The following is a 17,600-nucleotide window of genomic DNA, read 5'->3' as shown; positions in this document are numbered from 1 at the left end:
GGCCGATATCCGCATGGATACCGCCTGAAAGACCTTTGACTATATGACTACTTTTGCTGCCCTCGGCACGCCCAAGGCACTCGCCGACACCCTGACTGCACAGGGAATCCTGGAACCGTTCCCCATCCAGGTCAAGACTCTCCCGGACACCCTGGCCGGACGCGACGTCCTGGGCCGCGGCCGCACCGGCTCCGGCAAGACCATCGCCTTCGCCATCCCGCTTGTGGCACGACTCGCCGAGCGGGAAGCCAAGCACTTCCGCAAGCCCGGCCGCCCGATGGGCCTGGTCCTTGCCCCCACCCGTGAACTGGCCACCCAGATCAACGCGACCATCGAGCCGATGGCCAAGGCCATGGGCCTGACCACCACCGTGATCTACGGCGGCATCTCCCAGGCCCGCCAGGAAAAGGCCCTGCGCGCCGGCGTCGACATCGTCATCGCCTGCCCGGGCCGCCTGGAGGACCTGATCCGCCAGCGCATCCTGACCCTCGAGGCCGTCGAGATCACCGTGCTGGACGAGGCCGACCACATGGCGGACCTCGGCTTCCTGCCGGTGGTCAAGAAGCTCATGGACATGACCCCCAGCCAGGGCCAGCGCCTGCTGTTCTCCGCCACCCTGGACAACGGCGTGGACAAGATTGTCCAGCGCTACCTGTCCAACCCGCTGACCCACTCCGTGGACGATCCGCAGGCCGCGGTGACCACCATGGAACACCATGTGCTGGTTGTCAACGACCAGACCGTCAAGAAGCAGCTGATCGTCGAGCTCGCCTCGGGTGCCGGCCGCCGGATGCTGTTCATGCGCACCAAGCACCACGCCCGCAAGCTGGCCAAGACCCTGACCGACGCCGGCATCCCCGCCGTCGATCTGCACGGCAACCTCTCGCAGAACGCCCGTGACCGCAACCTGGCCGAGTTCTCCTCCGGCGACGTCCGCGTCCTGGTGGCCACCGACGTCGCAGCCCGCGGCGTCCACGTCGACGACGTCGAACTGGTCATCCACGTGGATCCGCCCACGGAGCACAAGGCTTACCTGCACCGCTCGGGCCGAACGGCCCGCGCCGGTTCCGATGGCACCGTGGTCACGCTGACCCTGCCGGAGCAGCAGTCCGACGTCAAGAAGCTGATGAAGGCTGCCGGCGTCGAGGTCAACTTCGAGCGCGTCACCGCCAACTCCCCGCTGGTCGCCGAACTGGTTGGCGAAATTGCCGACAAGATCGATCCGCGCACCCGCGCCGCGCTGCTGGCCGCCAAGTCCAATCAGGGCGGCGGCAGCTCCACCGGTGCCAACGCCGAGCGCAAGCGCGCCCGCCGCACCACCCAGGCGGCACCCACCGCGGGTGGCCGTGGTGGACGTGGCGGACGCGGACGCGTCGGAACCGAGGCTCCCCGCACCGATCTTCCCCGTGCCGAGCGCCGTGCCGTGGCCTACGAAGGCCAGGCGGCTGCGCGCAACGCTGCAGAGCGTGTCATCGAGAAGAACGAGGACCGCATGGATGCCGAGCGCGCCGAGCGCCGCAACGCCCGCGGCCGGTCAACTTCCTATGGCACTCACCGCAACGATGTACCGGCAGCGGGCGGCCGCGCCGCGGCAGGCCGCGGTTCGGACGGACGCGCCTCAGAAGGACGCAGCGGCGCACCGCGCAGCGGCGCACCCCGCACGGGTGCTTCGACTGGCGGCCAGCGCGGCGGACGTCCGGCGACGGGCCAGCGTGCAGCTGCCGGCGCCCAATCCGCCGGAAGCAAAACCGGAGGAAGCAAAACCGGAGCAAGCGCGGCTGTCTGGTCATCCAACACCGGCGGCACCTCCGGCGGCTCCTACGCAGGCGGCGGCAACGGCCGCTCTGGTGAAGGCCGTCCGGCACGCAGCGGCGGCCCCCGCCGCGCGTCCGCACCGGCGTCGAACGAACGCCGCAGCCGCTAACGGTTTCGGTTTTCCGCCACACGGGTTTTCGCTACAGAAACGGACGGACGCTACGGGGATTCCCGTAGCGTCCGTCCGAAAGCGCAGCGCCAGCAGCTAGGCGCAGGGCAACCGTAGGCCTACCAGCCGCGGGCGCGCCACTCAGACAGATGCGGGCGTTCCGCCCCCAGGGTGGTCGGCTTGCCGTGGCCCGGATGCACTATGGTGTCATCCCGGTACACATCGAAAAGCCGCTCGCTCACATCGGTAATGAGCTGGGCGAAACGCTCAGGATCGTTCTGGGTGTTGCCCACGCCTCCCGGGAACAGCGAGTCGCCGGAGAAAATGTGCGCCGGGCCTTCCGGGTCCTGGTACACGAGGGCGATCGAGCCCGGAGTGTGGCCGCGCAGGTGCACTGCCGTCACGTCGAAGCCGTCGAAGTTGCCGACGTCCCCGTGCTCCAGCAGGACATCCACCGGCACCGGCAGCTCCGGGGCATCATCCGTCCCGGCCGCCGTTTTCACACCGGTGGCTTCCACCAGGCCCGGCAGCGCACGGACGTGGTCCCAGTGCTGGTGCGTGGTGGCAATCAGCGCCAGCTTCGGCGTCGCTGAAGTATCTGCGGCGGCGTCCGCGAGCAGCTCCTGGATGGCGGCCAGATCATCGGCCGCATCGATCAGGAGCTGCGCGCCGGATGCCTTGCTGGTGAGCAGATACACGTTGTTGTCCATCTCGCCGACCGAAATCCGGCGGATGGTGATGTCACGTAAAGAGCGAATGAGCGAGTCCATGGGCAACAGTCTACGGAGGCGCTATTCACGTCCCTCGGACACCCAGCTGGGGTCCGCGGAGCGGGAGCCGACGACGGCGTCCGCGGCGGCGTCGAGCCTCTCGAGTTGCGCTGCGGAGAAGTCGAGCGCCAGGGCGCCCAGGTTCTCGTCGATCCGGTCCGCCTTGCGCGTGCCGGGGATGGGGACCACGGGCAGGCCCAGCTTCCGTCCCTGCGCTAGGAGCCAGGCCAGCGCCACCTGGGCCGGTGTTGCACTGCGCCCGGCGACGGTGAGCTCTGCGGCGACAGTCCGCACGGCTGCCACCACGGCCTGGTTGGCGTCGGCAGCGTCCTCGGCGAAGCGCGGGATGTTGCGGCGGAAGTCGTTGGCGCCCAGCGTTGAGGCGTCCACGGTGCCGGTGAGGAATCCCCGGCCCAGCGGTGAATAGGGCACAAAGCCCACCCCGAGTTCGGCCGCGGCGGGAACCACGTTGCGTTCCACATCGCGGCTCCAGATGGACCATTCGCTCTGGACCGCGGCGATCGGGTGGATGCTGCTGGCAACACGGAGCTCCTCGGCCGTCACCTCTGACAGGCCGAGATGCCGCACCTTGCCGGCCTGCACCAGCCCCGCCATGGCCTCCACGGTTTCCACTATCGGAACGCGGAGGTCACGGCGGTGCATGTAGTACAGGTCGATCGAGTCGGTGCCCAGCCGTTGCAGGCTGCGGTCCACGGCCTGCCGCACGTAGGCGGCGTCGCCCCGGATGTCCGTGTAGCCCGCCGACGGTGTGCCCACGAGGCCGAACTTGGTGGCCAGCTGGACTTCGCCGCGGCGTTCCTTGAGCAGCCGGGCAATCAGCTCCTCGTTGCTGCCGCCGCCGTAGATGTCCGCCGTGTCGATGAAGCTGACGCCGGTATCCACCGCGTGATACAGGGTCCGCAGGGCCTCGGCCGGGTCCACCTCGCCGTACACCGGGGTCAGGGCCATGCCGCCGAATCCGAGCGGGCTGACTCTTAGTCCGTCGCCGAGCTGGACTGATGCTGCTGCCATCGTGGGTCTCCATTCGCTGTCGGTGCTGCCGTGAAAGGCCGTGCTGCGGGAAATGCCGTCCCAGCCAAGAACCCCGCCCGGCGCAGGAGTATTCCGCCCCCGGTTGCCGGACCGGCCGGAAGATTCTCCCCACCTTTGAATGTGGCGTGGCCAGTACGACGGCGCGTCGCGGGGGACACGCCGTCGTACTGGCTCAGACGTGGGGAGTTTCTGCGGGGGACGGCGGCCGCGGTGCGGCCGGGTCTCTGGCCGGAGCCCCGGCCGGCAGCAGTTTCAGTGCCGCAGCGCAGCCCACGATCCCTGCCATGAAGAGCAGTTTCAGCGGGCTGGCGGGCTCGACGCCGCTCGCCATTGCCCAGCCGACCGTCAGGGCCGCGCCGATCCCCACCCAGACGGCATAAGCCGTCCCGAGCGGAATGCGCTTCACAGCAAGGCCCAGCCCGACCATGCTCAGCGTGGCCGTCACGGCGAAGACCACGGTGGGCAGCGGCCGGCTGAACCCGTCGGAAAGGCCCAGGGCCGTGGCCCAGACCGCCTCCAGCACGGCAGAGGCGAGCAGGAAGAGCCAGCGGGTTGCTGATCCCGGCGCCGGTTTGGTTGCCATGATCACGCCACCAGCTTCAGGCCGGCCACACACGCGGCGATCCCGCCGAGCAGCAGGATCCGCACGGCAGTCGCGCGTTCAATTTTGGTGATCATCGCGTAGCCGGAGGTCAGGACGACGCCGACCCCCACCCACACCGCATAGGCCGTGCCGGTCGGAATCGACTGCATGGCGATGGCCAACCCGCCGGTGCTGGCGAGGATGGAGACGAGGAAGATCAGGGCCGGAAGCAGCCGGCGGCGGCCCGTGGCCTGCGAGGTGCGGTGCAGGGCGGCGGCCCAGACGGCTTCGAGCGCCCCGGAGAATATGAGGATGATCCATGACATGACGGCTCCCGTGGCCAGTCTTGTCGCGTGCCGGGTACTGAACCGTCGTCCGGAGACCCGGAGAAGGGGCCTGGGACCCAGAGTAGCAACCCCCGCGCGGGGCGGCGAACTACCATCCTCGGAGTCCCGCTAACCCTGTGGACCGTGGTGATCGCGCAGGCCACCTTCGGCATGGCTACCGTGTTCAACAACGTCATCGCCCGGCTCCGCCGGATGCGCGGGGACTGGAGGAGGCATCCGCCGGTCTGGGCGCCGGCGTGTTCACCACGTTCAGGCTGGTGACGTTCCGCCAGCTCCGGTCCGCCCTGCTCGCCGGCGGCTGCTCGCGTTTGCGCTGAGCTTCGATGAAATGATCGTGACCACCTTCACGATCGGGGCCGGCGACACCACACTGCCGATCTGGATCCTGCAGAACCTGTTCCGGCCCAACCAGGCGCCGGTGGTCAACGGCGTGGCCGTGGGCCTGATCGTCGTCTCGATCGTCCCCAGCTGGCTCGCGCAGCGGCTGTCGGCGGACTCGGTGGGCGTGGGCGCCGCCCGCGTGAAGACGTCGGAAAGCCAGCCCGCTGGAGCTACCCAGCCACCTGGTCGATCGAGACGACGGCGAGGAAGCCGCGGCCCAGGATTTCCGGCGTCGCCGCGTCAGAGCCGACGACGGCGTCGTAGCGGTTCAGCGCCTGGGACTCGACGGCGGCAGCCGGCGCCGTGACGGCGGCTGTCCCTCTGCCGGGCGCCACGCCGGGTTCGGAGCCCGCAGTGCCGGGGCTTACCGTTGCCTGGCCCTCTAGCAGGATGCCGAACTGGCCCTCGAACACGGGATGCGCCCGCTTCTTGGAGAGCTCGATGATGGAGGTGTAGCCCTTGAAGCTGCCGTTGCGGGTGATGACATTCAGGTCGCGGATGTCGCCGGTGGGCAGTGCGCCGGCGGAGTCTGCGTCCCCTGAAAACCGGAAAGGGCGGTACTTCTCTAGCGGATGCTCGGCACCGTCGACGCTCAGGAGCAGGAGTTCCCCTTCGATCACGGTGAGTACCCGGTCCATGCCGGGGAAGGCGGAAAAGGCACCGGCTTTGGAGACCTCAGCGATGCTGACCCGCCAGTCCCATGCGCTGTCCGGCCTTCCGGCATCAACAGTGGCGGCCTCTGCGGCAGGCCTCGGGCGCCGGGCCAGTTCGCGGGTCGCCCCGCCGCCGTTGCGCCAGGGTTGGGCATTCAGCTCGGCGTAGCGGATGATCTCCATTGCCCCAGCCTATCCGCTGACCCGGTGGAGCAGCAGCACGCACGGCAGGCGACGGGAACACGTAACGCTGCCGCTGGCTGCCGCATCTTGCTAACGTCAGAGTCAGGAGCGTTGCAGAAGGAGCCAAATGTTTGTCAAAGTGTGTGGACTCAGTACCGCTGAGTCGGTCCGGACCGCGGTCGCGGCCGGGGCTGACGCCGTCGGTTTCGTCCTGACGCGCAGCCCCCGCGAAGTGACCCCGGCGCAAGCCCGGGAACTTCTGGCGCATGTTCCCGGCGGGGTTGCCGCGGTCGGCGTCTTCCGGCACGAGACAGCGGCGGACACCGTCGCCCTGGCCCGCCAAGCGGGGCTGGAGTGGGTCCAGTTGCATGGCGACCGCACCCCGGCGGACGTGCAGTCCGTGCACGACGCCGGCCTGAAAGTCATCCGGGCAGTGTCCATGGACGCAGACGCGGAGGCGTTTGCCAGTTGGGGTGAGGAACTGCTGCTCATCGACGCCGCGGTGCCGGGTTCCGGCGAGGCATGGGATTACTCGTCCGTCCGGGCCAAGGGGCTGGAAGGCCGGAACTGGCTGCTCGCCGGGGGGCTGGATCCCGCCAATGTTGCCGACGCGGCGGCACAGGCCGGGGCGTGGGGCGTTGACGTGTCCTCCGGCGTCGAATCAACCCGCGGTGTCAAAGACCTGGCCAAGATCAGTGTGTTCGTGAAATCGGCCAAGTCAGCCTAGGGCTGTTCGAACGCGGACGAAGGGCGGTAGCCGGGGAATTTCCCCGGCCACCGCCCTTCATGGTTGTGCAGGATCGGCATACCTCTCAGACAGGCAGGCTCCTACGGTCAGGGCGAGCGCGTGATGACGACGTCATCGATGTACTCATCGCCCTTCTGCCGGTAGTGCTCGGCCCCCAGCTGAACCTTGCTCAGGCTGGTGCCGGCCATACTGACTGCACTGCTGGAGTATTTCTGCACTCCGTCAAACCACACCTGGACCGTTGACTTAGAGCCGTTTGTCGTGACACGCATGGTGACGTGATGCCAGGCCTTCAAGGAGATGCTTCCGGAGATCAGCTTCGTGTAGACGAACGACCCGCTGGGCGCGGTGACCCGCAGCCACAGCTGCCCGTTGCTGTTGTACCGGTAGATATCGGCGATCCGGGTGGTGCCTGAGAAGAACCGGAAGTACGGTACATCGTTGCCGGAGACCCCGGCGGCGGTGATATTGAACCAGCCGTCTGCGTAGGCAGTCTTGGTGCCCGAGGGGAAGGAAGGCGTGGAAAAATTGGCGAGGGAACCGGAATCGGTGGTCACATGCAGTTTGGCTGACTTGGACCCGGTGTGCGGCGACGTACTCGAAAGAGTCGCTGTGCCGGTTCCCGACACCTTCGGGACAAGGCCGCAAAAGCCGCCGGTCTCAAAGCTCGTCGCTAATACGACGCTTCCGGGATAGGAGATTTTCGGCGCGGGACTGCAGGTTGCGGCGGTAGCGGCTTGGGCGGAACCGAAAACAAGGGAACCGGCTACGAGCAGCCCTAACGTTCCCGCAGTGCTGAGTGCTTTTAGTGTTCTCATTGATTTACTCTCAGTATCAGTTGTTGATTACTGTCAGTAGTTCGACGGGTGCGAACTGGCCCAGCGGCATGGGCAGACTGGTGCCGCTTACAGGAGGCGCATCAGCTGCGCTACTACCGAGACACCTGCTACGGAAAGAAGGGCCGCCGTCGCATAGGCCGCGGCCCGCGGGAGTGGTTTGTCGGGGTTTAATACCCGCAATACATCGCAGGTCACCAGCGAGGTGATGGCAGCTAGCCCGGTCAGGAAAACCATCATTTTGCACCTGCCGGGGAGACGCGGGAACGGTTGACCTCGAGTGCCAGCAAGCCAAGTGTGACGAGGGACAGGAGACACACGCCTGCCGGAGGTGACCAGAGACGTGCGTAGACCATCGCCGTCGATACGAGTGTGGACATCGCGAGGCTGAAGGCAATGGCGATGGCGATGGCGAGAGGTAGCGCTCCACTGCTCTGCGCGGAGGGCGGCGGACCGAACCGTAGCAGCAGGACCAGAGCCGTTCCCGGGCCGGCGAGCATCAGCAGCCCGATGACGGCCAGGCGGAGGCCCTCGGGGCCGAAAAATGACAGCGGCACGGCGGCTATCGCGACGGCGGCCGTCGCAAAGCTTACGTAACGTCGTTCAATTGCCATTTCTTGCTCCTTCGATATGGAAGATCACGCCGTCGTCGTTCTCGGCAACCCTCGTCCAGCCGGGGCTGGTGCCGCACGTGGCGACCAAGTTCTGCAGGTCCCCCAAGGGCGTTGAGCCGCGCAGTTCCGCGGCGTGAAGCTGACTCACCGTGACGATCAAGTAGGCCCCGGAACGGGCGGCTATTTGATTGGCGGCTTCACACGTCAGCGGGTTTGCGCCAGGCCTCGGTTCGGCTGGAGCCAGCGCCCGGTAGTCGTATCCGGAGTAGTGCTGGAACTTCCACGGTGTATTGCGCACGGCCTCGATGAGCACGGACCCGGCGGGTGCGGTCTCGTAGAGGCGGTTAACAAGGGCGATTTCGTCGGTAGTGAAGCTCTCCATGATTTCGTTGCCGTATCTGGTCACGATGGTGGTCGTGGCGAGAACAGCCCCCAGCAGCAAGAGGGCGATGCCGCGACGCAGACCCGGGCCATTGGGCTTGTCCGACATCAGCGGAAGCACCGCCAGGCACACCGTGAACGGCAGGCTGAAGAGGTAGAGCCGAAGTAGCAGCTCGCCTCCATAGGGCTGGACCGGGACGAGGACCAGCACCGCCAGCGCACATACCGCGGCCGTGAGCCAGGGCGCCCTCCGCCGCCGGCCCACCACGGCGCCCACCGCAGCCAGTATCCACAGCAGCGCCACCTCGGCCAGGCGGGTGTAGACCACAAACATGTGGGAGCTGCTGCCTGAGACTCTTGAGCTCAGCGTGCCGAACGTGTTTGCGCCGATGTCGCCAAACGAGCTAAACAGCTCCTCATAGTGTCCCTGCAAATACGCTGATGCCGCAAAGACCAGCCATCCCAACGGCAGCATCAACGCTAGAACAGGAAGAAAGCGGAGTCGCAGGCGGCCGGTCAGCATTAAGGCGGCCAGGATCGGGATTGCCGCGAAGGGAGTCAGTTGGTGTGAAGCGGTCATGGCGAAGAGGATCACCGAACAGACCACGACGAGGATGGCCGCATTTCCTCGGGATGGAACCGCGAGGCCCTGCCGGGGACTGGCTGCGTCCAGCCTGCCGACGATCCGCGCCAAAGCGATGGTGAAGCGGTTCCGGTCCGTCCGCCATGCCCACCCGGTGAAGCTACTGAGGATGCAGGCGATGAGGGTGATCAGCAGCACGAAGGCGTAAGCCTGCGGCGCCAGGTAGTCCTGGCCGACCCAGCTGGTCAAATAGAAGAGCCACACTGCGGCCCAGGCCTGGCGGCGATGGGCAGTCAGCCTTGTCGCCAGTGCCAGCAGTGGAGCGAGCAGGATTATGTTGACTCCGATGGGTGCCCACGTGGCCACGCCCATCAGGTCCTTCACCCCGGTCGCGCCCGAGAGCATTCCCAGCAGGTCGAAGAAGCCCGGCCAATTGAAGTAGGCGTCCAACGTCGGGTCCAGCTGTCCGGATTGGGCAATCGTGTCGGCAATCCCGAGATGCCGGTAACTTGCCTCGAGCCGCGGAAGGCCATGGATGATCGGGTCGGCGCCATGCAGGATCAGCACCGTGACCAAGATCTGCCAGGTCTGGAGGACCGCATTGAACCGGGGAAGGTTCAGGGCGGCGACGAATCCGACCAGGCTGAGGGCGAGAGCCACGAAATAAGCGGGGGGCAGTGCTCCAATGAGGCCGGAACCGCCGATCTGCCGGGGATCGACCGTGCTCAGGCTCCAGATTCCGAGAATCAGGGATAGAGCGCCGAGGACGATGAGCGCGCCGATGTGCCAGATGGGAGTCAATCCGGGGCCGGTGCCGGCGGGCGGTTTCGCACCCGCGCGCCGGATATCGTCCATTGGAGCGTCCCGGGTAGTCAGGGGGACAGTTGCTGCTGCAGTTTCGTGAGTCATGGTGTCTCCATTCCGGTCGGCTCTTGGCGCGCCGACGAAGGAATCTGGACGGCCGCGGAAGAGGCCTTGGTATGGGTCAGTGCTATCAGGCGCCAGCTAGCAATCAGGGCCACCACAGATTGCGCGACGGACCAGAGCAGGGAGACGCCGGTGAGGCCGTGTAATTGGGCGACGGCGGGAGCCGGCCCCAGCACCAGGGCCGCGGCCACTGCGGCGACCGATGTGGATTCAAAAAGACGCCCCTGGGCCCGGCACAACCCGTAGTAGACCTGGGTGACGCAGCTCAGGAGGAGCGCCGGGACGAGAATGGGAATCAGCACCCAGGCCGAGGCATAATCCGGCCCAAGAAAACGGAGCAGGAGGGGCCCGACAAAGATAAGCAGTCCGCCGGCCACCAGAGTGAGCAGGAGGCTGGCCCGGATGGCGGACACGACAAGGCCGGGCCTGGAACGCGTTCCGGCCAGCGCCGTCTGGAGGGAAAAACCCGCGGACTGCGGCACGAAGAACACTGCCGAGGCCATCATCCAGACGATGTACCAGGCCGCTGTCGCCGCTGGGCCGAGCGTTGCTGCGACGATCAGGGGCAACAGGTAGCCGGGTGCCCGGTCGGCAAGCATCAGGGCGTGGTTTGGCAGCCCGGGTTTCAAGAGTTTCAGTGCGTGCCGGGGCCGCAGTCCGTGCCGCCAGTCGGGAGAGACCCTGGCGCGGCGGAGTTGGCGCAGTCCCACCACCACACTGGCCAGGGCACCGGTTGCAACTGCGCCGACCACTACCGACAGTTCGTGGATTCCGAGCACGAAGGCGAGTGCCACCACGGCGAGCTGGACGATGCTCTGCACGATGCTGCGGGTGAGTGCGCGGTCGGCGCGCTCCTGGGCGACGCCGATGTGGTCCAGCTGATAGGCGACTGCGGCGAAGACAGCCGTGGCGAGGAATATGGCTGTGACCAGTGGGTCGTTCCAGGCCTCGCCGACCCCCGAACCGAAGGAGTGTGTTATTGCTGCAAGTCCTGCGGCCACCGCAAGTGAGAAGGTCGCAACGGTAAGCAGGCTCGTGGCGATGAGGCGGCGGCCGCCGTCCGATTGCGCGGGCAGGAGGGTCAATGTGGCCGGTCCAACGCCGAACATACCCAATTGCACCGTCAGGAGTGCCGCCGATATCACCACCGACCCCAAACCAGTTTGGGCGGGGGGAAGTACGAGAGCCACCAGTGCCCAGAAGAGGAAACCCGTGAGCATGGGGGCCACCCTGGCAGCGGCCAGCCAAGCCGCGTTTCCGCCAACGGAGAGCGGCTGGCCTGCCGGGCGCAGGATCTCACCGATCATGGACCGGTAGTTATAGAGGAAGAAGCCCGGCCAATAGGGCAAGTATCGGGGTGCGCGAACAAGGGACATTCCCACCCCTCGGACGGTCGCCAGCAGGGGGAGCACAACCATCCAGCCCGCGCGGCCTGGATGTTTGCGGATTGTACGCGCCATTCCGGCGCCGTCCTGCTCCCATTGGTCCCGCGCCCCGTCAAAGGTGTCGGCAAACCGGTGCCGTACCACTGTCGTGGGGGACACTCCAAGCCGATAACCGGCCTTTTCCAGACGGATCCGCAACTCAACATCCTCGCCGGAGCGGAAGGAGTCATCGAATCCGACCGAAAGCAATAGGTCCCGGCGTATGAGCGTGGCGCAGACGCCGAACCATGACCGCACCCGGCTGTGGTTGTGGTGCCAGGCCAGGGCTGATCCCCAGTAGCCGGGCCCGTCGGCCTCGCTGGCCAGCCCGAACTGCAGACCGTCGAAGCCGCCCGTTTCGAATTCGCCCAGCAGCCGCTCCAGGCTGCCCGGCGGGAGGACGACGTCGGCGTCTATCAAGGTGACGACGTCGCAGCGGGCGCTCTGGACACCCAGCATTCGTGCTGCAGGCAGGCCCCGGCCCTCATCGGAAATGACCTGAGCACCGAAGGAGCGCGCGATCTCGACCGTGTCGTCGGTTGAACAGCCATCGACCACGATCACTTCGCGCGGACCCTGACCGGTGATGGACTCCAGGCACTCGCCCAGCCAAGCGGCGGCGTTTCGCGCCGGAACGATCACCGACACATCAAGATCGACCACGTCCCTCACCTCAACCGTCGAGCTTTGAACGCACCACGTTCGCGACGAAATCTGAGGCCTGGTCCGCGGACCACGAGACAGGGAGACGAAGCAGCGAGCACGGCACGTCTTCCAGGGCCCGCCGCACCACGGCGGCCTTCTCGCCGAAATGTTCCTCCAGGGGGACCAGCCCGGACGCCCCCAAAGCCTCGACGAGCCGGCGGGAAACCATCGGGAGCTCGGAATGGAAGTTCCCGACAATGCGGGACGTCATCCAGTCGGCGCTGCGGGCTTCAAGCCGTGCTTCCACCCCGTCGAAACGCTCGAGGAAGATGGCAAGCTGGGCCGGTGCCGCTGATGAGATCCGCTCCGGGCCGAAGACCTGTTCCGGGTGCACCATCCGGTGTTCGGGAGACCAGCGTCTTGTGAAAGCGGCAGTCTTGGGGTAGCGCACAATCACGGGGTGGACGGCGGTGGCCAGATGGGCCACGGGGGTGGTGAGCCAGCCCGGCGCCAAGGGCTTGCGTGTTCCGTGGAACAGTTCGGGGTAGATGGCCCGGTGGTGTGGCTTGATGAACATGGGCTTCGCGTACCCCATGAGCATGCCGCCAGCGCCCAGGAAGGCCCAGTCATCCGCCATGAAACGGACATCCGGCATGGCAACCAGTTTTGCCACCGTGCTTGTTTTCCCGACTCCGCCCCATGCCGGCAGCAGAACGCCCGAACCGCGGAAATCGACCACCGCGGCATGGATCATCGCGGTCTCTTCCTGGACGCATAGCCGGTCCAGCAAAGGGATGACCGCGGTCAGCAACTCACCGCTGCCCTCGATCCGGTAGCCTTCCGGCGTTTCGATGATCTGGACGCGGTCGCCGGGCAGGTAGAGCGAGTCCTCAGTGAAGCGATAGGCGTCTTCGGCATGCGACTGACCGGAGACCGGCGAAATTTGCTCGCTGATGGATATCCGCCGGGACGCGACGGATTTCCCCAGGAACGGGGCAAGCATGTCCCGCAACTGCGACTCACCAGGCGTTCCGGGCGCCACTTCAATGCCCACCACGCCATGGATGTCGAAGCCGGCCCCGCTGGCGGCGCCGGAGTGCTGGATGACGTCTCTCTCAGACTGGCTCATGTCGGGATCTTCCTGACGTCAGGACTGCCGCAACGGCAATCTTCGGGACGGCGATGTTTCGGGGTGCGTGCACCTGAATCACTGGACTTCTCTCCACAGCTCGTCCTGTGACACCACGCTTGTTTCCGGAGGCAAGGAGCCCGGTGGCAGGCGGCGTCCGCGAATGTACCCGGAGGCCGTGGATGCGAGCACTGCGATGATTGCGCCCGCCCGGCTCAGGCCTGCGGCGTCCTTGCCCCGGCTCCAGTCACGGATTCCGGCAAAAACGGCGCGCGGCAAGACCTGCCGGACATAACGCCGTTCAGGGCCAAGGGCGCGCTTGTGGCCGACAATCCGGCTCACTTGTGCCTTGGAGATGCCTTCGGACCAGGAGCGCGCTAGCATGTACCGCCAGCTGCCACGCTCCGCGGGAACATGGTGATGCACGAGGGCCGCGGGTTCGTAGACGACCCGGGAGCCAGGGGCGCCCATGACCGCCCGTATGCAGAGTTCGGTCTCTTCACATCCGAGGGGAACGGCGTCCTGGCGGCCCAGTGACGTGTTGAACCCGCCGACGCGGTCGAGGACATCGGCCCGGAATGACATGTTCGCCCCGATGACGTTGCGGACCTCAGCAGCGACCTTGGGCATGCCCCGGTAGGTGCAGCCAACGATCCAGTCCAGTTCTTCAGCGAAGTACCCTGGGCGGCCGGCCATCCACAGCGGCTCAACACGGCCACCCACCGCCAGAACGTCCGGATCGTCGTACATTGCAGCCATGCGTTCGAGCCAATCCGGGGCGGCTTCGGCGTCGTCGTCGAGGAAGGCCACTACTCTGGCGTTCGCGACCCCCGCTCCGGTGTTGCGCGCGCCGGAGAGGCCCTTGGGTCCGCTGTTTTCGACGATCACAACGTCCGACACCGTGAAGATGAGCCGCTTGTAAAGATCCATGTTGTAGTCAACAACCACGATCGTCTGCTGCGGGGGATGAGTCTGGGCCCGGACCGAGTCCAGAGCACCCATTAACAGATCCCAACGCTCCTCCGCGTAGGAGCAGATAACTACAGAAATCGTCGGAAACCCTGCGATCTGGGACATCTCAGGCCCCTGGCCGCAATCCCAGAACGCTCTGGGGGTCCGTGGGGATGTGCGGGAACATGACACTCGGATACTTGTATTTCACCCGTCGCAGGGCCTCGGGCCGGGCTCCGGCGGTGGGCGCTTCCCAACTGATACGTTCACGGGCAAGGGTTCGCAGCACGCGCCACCCGTCCCGGAAGGTATGGAGGTTTGACTTCCCGGATATCCGGCACAGCTCGTGGCTGGGGACCTCGGCGATCCGAAGGCCGGCCCTGGAAGCCCGCACGATCAGCTCCGTCTCGATTTCAAAGCCGTCGGACTGCAGCTCCAGGATCTCAACGCATTCCCGGCGAAGTGCTATGTATCCGTAGCAGAGATCCGAATAGTCGCTGTGCAGGACGGCGTTGGCCAGCCACGTCAGCATGCGGTTGCCCGAGCTCCGCAGTATGGTCAGGTCATCCGACCCGCCGCCCGTGACGTAGCGCGAGCCCTTGACGAAATCGTATTCATGCTGGAGGGGTGTCACCAGCCAGCCGATTTCCTGTGGATCCATGCTGCCGTCGCCGTCCAGCATGACGATGATGTCGCCCGACGCCGCGGCGAATCCGGCCCGCACCGCGTTGCCTTTGCCGGCGCGGGGCTCGGCAACAACGACGACGTCCAGACGGAGCGCCCGGGCGACGTCTACGGTACTGTCCAGGGAACGGCCGTCGACGATCACAACTTCGTCGACATACGTGGGCATCCGGCGAAGCACCCAGGGAAGATTCATGGCCTCATTGAGGGTGGGAATCACCACGCTTACTGATGGGCCAGACTGGGGCGGCGTCGTTTGGGGGCGCAACTTGGGTTTGAGATTTGGGATGGACATCAGCCTCACCACTCAATGACGTTGTCTGCTGCCCCAAACCACTGCTTCCCCCTGCGCATGGACCCGAGAGCCCAGCTATTTCGCCGGTGGGTTGTAGGCAATTAAGTAAAATTCCCCCTGATAAATACTGGTCCCGGCACCTTTCGGAAACCTTGGGTTTAGTTGAAGTTTCTACTTCTCGAACTCTTGACCCTCGTGGACCGGGGCAGGACACCGGATACTTGACAAAATCAGTTGATTGCCCGGCTCCGTACATGCAAGACTGACCGCATGCGGACACCCGTTCAAGGGGGCGCTGCCCGGAGCAGTACCCGGCGCCTCCGCAACTCCCGGATAATGCTCGTTCCCGCTGTCGTCCTTGTTCTACTGGGTTGCGGGGCCGAGCCGGCCCCCAGGGTCGAGCGGCCCTTCAGCGCCGCGCCCGGTTCAGCCCTCAGATCCACCCCTACCCCGACCCCTACCCCGATCCGGACAACTGATCTGGCACAGAGCGGCGATCTGCCCGGGTGGAAAAATGTTTTCGTGGAGGATTTCTCCGCCGGCGACGTCCCGCTGGGCGCCTTCCCGGGCCCCCTCTACCAGGAGCGGTGGAGCGCGGGCTACAAGGACGGGACGCCGGACACGGCAGGACAAGCCAATGGCGGCAAATCCGGCTACTACCCGTCGAAGGTGCTCAGCGTTCAAAACGGCGCCTTGGACTGGTTCCTGCGCTCGGAAAACGGGATCTCCATGGGGGCGGCGCCCACGCCAAAAATTCCAAACTCCAGCGCTAACCCGCCACGTGCCAACAGCCTCCTGTACGGGCGGTACTCCGTGCGCTACAGGGCTGATCCGATGCCCGGATTCAAGACGGCGTGGCTCCTTTGGCCGGACAGCGGCATCTGGCCGAGGGATGGTGAGATCGACTTTCCTGAGGGCGATCTCGCCCAGATTATTTACGGTGCAGCGCATTTTGAAAGGTCCGGTGCCGACGCCTTCGAAAAGTTTGACTCGGACCAGTCCGTCAGCTCGTGGCATGTCGCCACCATGGAGTGGAGCCCGGGACGGGTTGAGTTTTTTCTCGACGGGCGATCCCTCGGTGCGAGTACCATTGCCGCACCCTCGACGCCAATGCACTTTATCCTGCAGACCGAGTCCTGCCTGCCCATCTGTCCTGCTCCCGAAACCCAGGGTCACGTCTATCTGGACTGGATCAGCATGTGGGTACCGGCCTAGAGGCCCACAAGGCCGGACGGGCATCCACCCGTGACGTTTGAGTCGGCGGCGTCCTCAGGGCTTCCGGCGTCGAACACGCACCGCACTATTTCCGCTGGATCCTGAAGGAGTCCGTGAGGCTGTAGCCCTCGGCGGGAACGAACCTGGCGGTCAAGTCTCCGGTTGTCGCCGCGACGTCAAGTGTGCCCAAGGAGGGGTTCCGGTTTCTGCCCGACCACGTCGCAAAATAGCCGGCTTCCACATCCTTGCTGTTGACGTCGTAGAGCCCTACCCCGCCGACCCCGATGGTGGCGAACACGGTCCCCGCGCCCTGCACCATGCTGCTGTCCGAGTCGGTCAGGCAGCCATTGGAGAAGGCAGCGGCCTTGAGGCCCGGGCAGTTGGAGCCCGGACCCAGCTGATGGGTCCGTTGATAGACGTGGTCGTGTCCGCTCAGCACCAAATCGACTTTCTTCTCGATCAGCATGTTGGTGAATTCCTCACCGGCCTGGCAGTCATAACGGCCCACGCTGAAGCAGGGGACGTGCATGCCGACGACGGTCCAGGGGATACCTTGCGACTTTGCCCCGTCGAGGGCGTCGGTGGTCCAGCGCCACCGTTCGCTGTCCCTCGAGTAGTCGAGCGGTCCATCGCGAAAGTCGATGCCGGGGGAGACCATCACGAAACGGACGACGGGATCCTTTTCCGGGACGTCCGCGTACCACTGTGTCCCGTATTCGCCCTGCATCCCGGGCAGTTTATTGGGCAGACACCGGACGACGTTTTGGATGTCTCCTTCGTGGCCGTCGCTCTCATGGTTTCCGGTCACGAGCTGGTAAGGAAATTCGGTGCCCAGTTTGCCCGTGACCATATCGCAGAATTGCTTTTCGATTCCGGCCTTATATGTGAAGTCCCCGAGGGCAAGATTCAGCTGAGGCTTGAGTCCCGCGACGACGTCGAGCACCTTCTTGGCTCCCGAGCCCACACCCATATCCCCCTGGGCTGTGAAATGCACGGTGCCAGCCGGGGACTGCGGGGACTGCTGGGACCGGGACGGCTCCGACGAAACCGGGGGTGAGGGCTCCGGTGAGCCCGAGGGGGACGGCCGTGGAGGCTCCGGCGGTCCGGACTGGCACGCGGCCAAAAGCAGGCCCAAGGCCAGAAGCCCAGCCGCAAGTTTGAAGTCAGCGCGTTTGCGCAGCGATCCGGCCACGATGCCCCTCACATGATTGGGTGGATCAGGCTTCTATGAAAGCTAGGTAATTTTACAGGCCAGACTAACGCTGCGCGGGATC

Annotated in this window: 16 protein-coding genes and 1 riboswitch; of the genes, 3 read left to right on the top strand and 13 right to left on the bottom strand. The window is 65.7% G+C overall.

From position 1 onward, the window contains the following. The first annotated feature begins 43 nt into the window (after positions 1-43). Positions 44-1,924, top strand: coding sequence for a DEAD/DEAH box helicase (locus tag ACQCSU_RS09560; protein ID WP_426979497.1), 1,881 nt, complete (start codon positions 44-46; stop codon positions 1,922-1,924). 119 nt (positions 1,925-2,043) lie between these two features. Here the strand turns inward: ACQCSU_RS09560 and ACQCSU_RS09555 are convergent, their stop codons facing one another. From ACQCSU_RS09555 to ACQCSU_RS09535, 5 genes are all read right to left on the bottom strand, one after another. Further along, positions 2,044-2,694 carry an MBL fold metallo-hydrolase gene (locus ACQCSU_RS09555; protein ID WP_426979496.1) on the bottom strand — a complete coding sequence of 217 codons (651 nt, stop codon included), beginning with the start codon at positions 2,692-2,694 and terminating at the stop codon, positions 2,044-2,046. Positions 2,695-2,715: 21 nt separating this feature from the next. Further along, the gene (locus ACQCSU_RS09550; RefSeq protein WP_426979495.1) at positions 2,716-3,726 is read right to left on the bottom strand and encodes an aldo/keto reductase; all 1,011 of its coding nucleotides are present in this window, start codon (positions 3,724-3,726) and stop codon (positions 2,716-2,718) included. Positions 3,727-3,919: 193 nt separating this feature from the next. Further along, the gene (locus tag ACQCSU_RS09545) at positions 3,920-4,330 is read right to left on the bottom strand and encodes a DMT family transporter (protein WP_426979494.1); all 411 of its coding nucleotides are present in this window, start codon (positions 4,328-4,330) and stop codon (positions 3,920-3,922) included. Positions 4,331-4,332: 2 nt separating this feature from the next. Beyond that, positions 4,333-4,656 carry a DMT family transporter gene (locus ACQCSU_RS09540; RefSeq protein ID WP_426979493.1) on the bottom strand — a complete coding sequence of 108 codons (324 nt, stop codon included), beginning with the start codon at positions 4,654-4,656 and terminating at the stop codon, positions 4,333-4,335. Between the two features lie 9 nt (positions 4,657-4,665). Further along, positions 4,666-4,732: riboswitch (guanidine-III (ykkC-III) riboswitch) on the bottom strand. Between the two features lie 496 nt (positions 4,733-5,228). Next, positions 5,229-5,894, bottom strand: coding sequence for a HutD/Ves family protein (locus ACQCSU_RS09535; protein ID WP_426979492.1), 666 nt, complete (start codon positions 5,892-5,894; stop codon positions 5,229-5,231). A gap of 127 nt (positions 5,895-6,021) precedes the next feature. On the opposite strand from ACQCSU_RS09535, the gene ACQCSU_RS09530 reads away from it, so the two are divergent. Beyond that, the gene (locus ACQCSU_RS09530) at positions 6,022-6,621 is read left to right on the top strand and encodes a phosphoribosylanthranilate isomerase (RefSeq protein ID WP_426979491.1); all 600 of its coding nucleotides are present in this window, start codon (positions 6,022-6,024) and stop codon (positions 6,619-6,621) included. A 107-nt stretch (positions 6,622-6,728) separates the two neighbouring features. Here the strand turns inward: ACQCSU_RS09530 and ACQCSU_RS09525 are convergent, their stop codons facing one another. From ACQCSU_RS09525 to ACQCSU_RS09495, 7 genes are all read right to left on the bottom strand, one after another. Further along, positions 6,729-7,199: a hypothetical protein gene (locus ACQCSU_RS09525; RefSeq protein ID WP_426979490.1), complete on the bottom strand. Its 471-nt coding sequence runs from the start codon at positions 7,197-7,199 to the stop codon at positions 6,729-6,731. A gap of 515 nt (positions 7,200-7,714) precedes the next feature. After that, the gene (locus tag ACQCSU_RS09520; protein ID WP_426979489.1) at positions 7,715-8,092 is read right to left on the bottom strand and encodes a hypothetical protein; all 378 of its coding nucleotides are present in this window, start codon (positions 8,090-8,092) and stop codon (positions 7,715-7,717) included. After that, positions 8,082-9,965, bottom strand: a complete 1,884-nt coding sequence (locus tag ACQCSU_RS09515; protein WP_426979488.1) for a hypothetical protein — start codon at positions 9,963-9,965, stop codon at positions 8,082-8,084. The genes ACQCSU_RS09520 and ACQCSU_RS09515 overlap by 11 nt, the downstream gene beginning before the upstream one ends. Continuing rightward, complete coding sequence (locus tag ACQCSU_RS09510) at positions 9,962-12,070, bottom strand: glycosyltransferase (protein WP_426979487.1); 2,109 nt, start codon at positions 12,068-12,070, stop codon at positions 9,962-9,964. The genes ACQCSU_RS09515 and ACQCSU_RS09510 overlap by 4 nt, the downstream gene beginning before the upstream one ends. Positions 12,071-12,080: 10 nt before the next feature. Continuing rightward, positions 12,081-13,181, bottom strand: coding sequence for a hypothetical protein (locus tag ACQCSU_RS09505; protein ID WP_426979486.1), 1,101 nt, complete (start codon positions 13,179-13,181; stop codon positions 12,081-12,083). Between the two features lie 78 nt (positions 13,182-13,259). Further along, entirely contained in the window at positions 13,260-14,183 is a 924-nt protein-coding gene (locus tag ACQCSU_RS09500; RefSeq protein ID WP_426979485.1) for a glycosyltransferase family 2 protein, read from the bottom strand. 76 nt (positions 14,184-14,259) lie between these two features. Beyond that, positions 14,260-15,039 (bottom strand): glycosyltransferase family 2 protein, encoded by a 780-nt coding sequence (locus ACQCSU_RS09495; protein WP_354245773.1) that lies wholly within the window; start codon positions 15,037-15,039, stop codon positions 14,260-14,262. Between the two features lie 594 nt (positions 15,040-15,633). Here ACQCSU_RS09495 and ACQCSU_RS09490 point away from each other — a divergent pair. Further along, positions 15,634-16,326 carry a glycoside hydrolase family 16 protein gene (locus ACQCSU_RS09490; RefSeq protein ID WP_426979484.1) on the top strand — a complete coding sequence of 231 codons (693 nt, stop codon included), beginning with the start codon at positions 15,634-15,636 and terminating at the stop codon, positions 16,324-16,326. An 85-nt stretch (positions 16,327-16,411) separates the two neighbouring features. Here the strand turns inward: ACQCSU_RS09490 and ACQCSU_RS09485 are convergent, their stop codons facing one another. Further along, positions 16,412-17,320 carry a metallophosphoesterase gene (locus ACQCSU_RS09485; RefSeq protein WP_426979483.1) on the bottom strand — a complete coding sequence of 303 codons (909 nt, stop codon included), beginning with the start codon at positions 17,318-17,320 and terminating at the stop codon, positions 16,412-16,414. Between the last annotated feature and the right edge of the window lie 280 nt (positions 17,321-17,600).

Origin of the sequence: Pseudarthrobacter sp. O4 (assembly GCF_050157025.1) — a bacterium.
Classification (GTDB): Bacteria; Actinomycetota; Actinomycetes; order Actinomycetales; family Micrococcaceae; genus Arthrobacter.
Note: the sequence above shows the minus strand (reverse complement) of the source record. Positions and strands in the feature narration are given on the sequence as shown.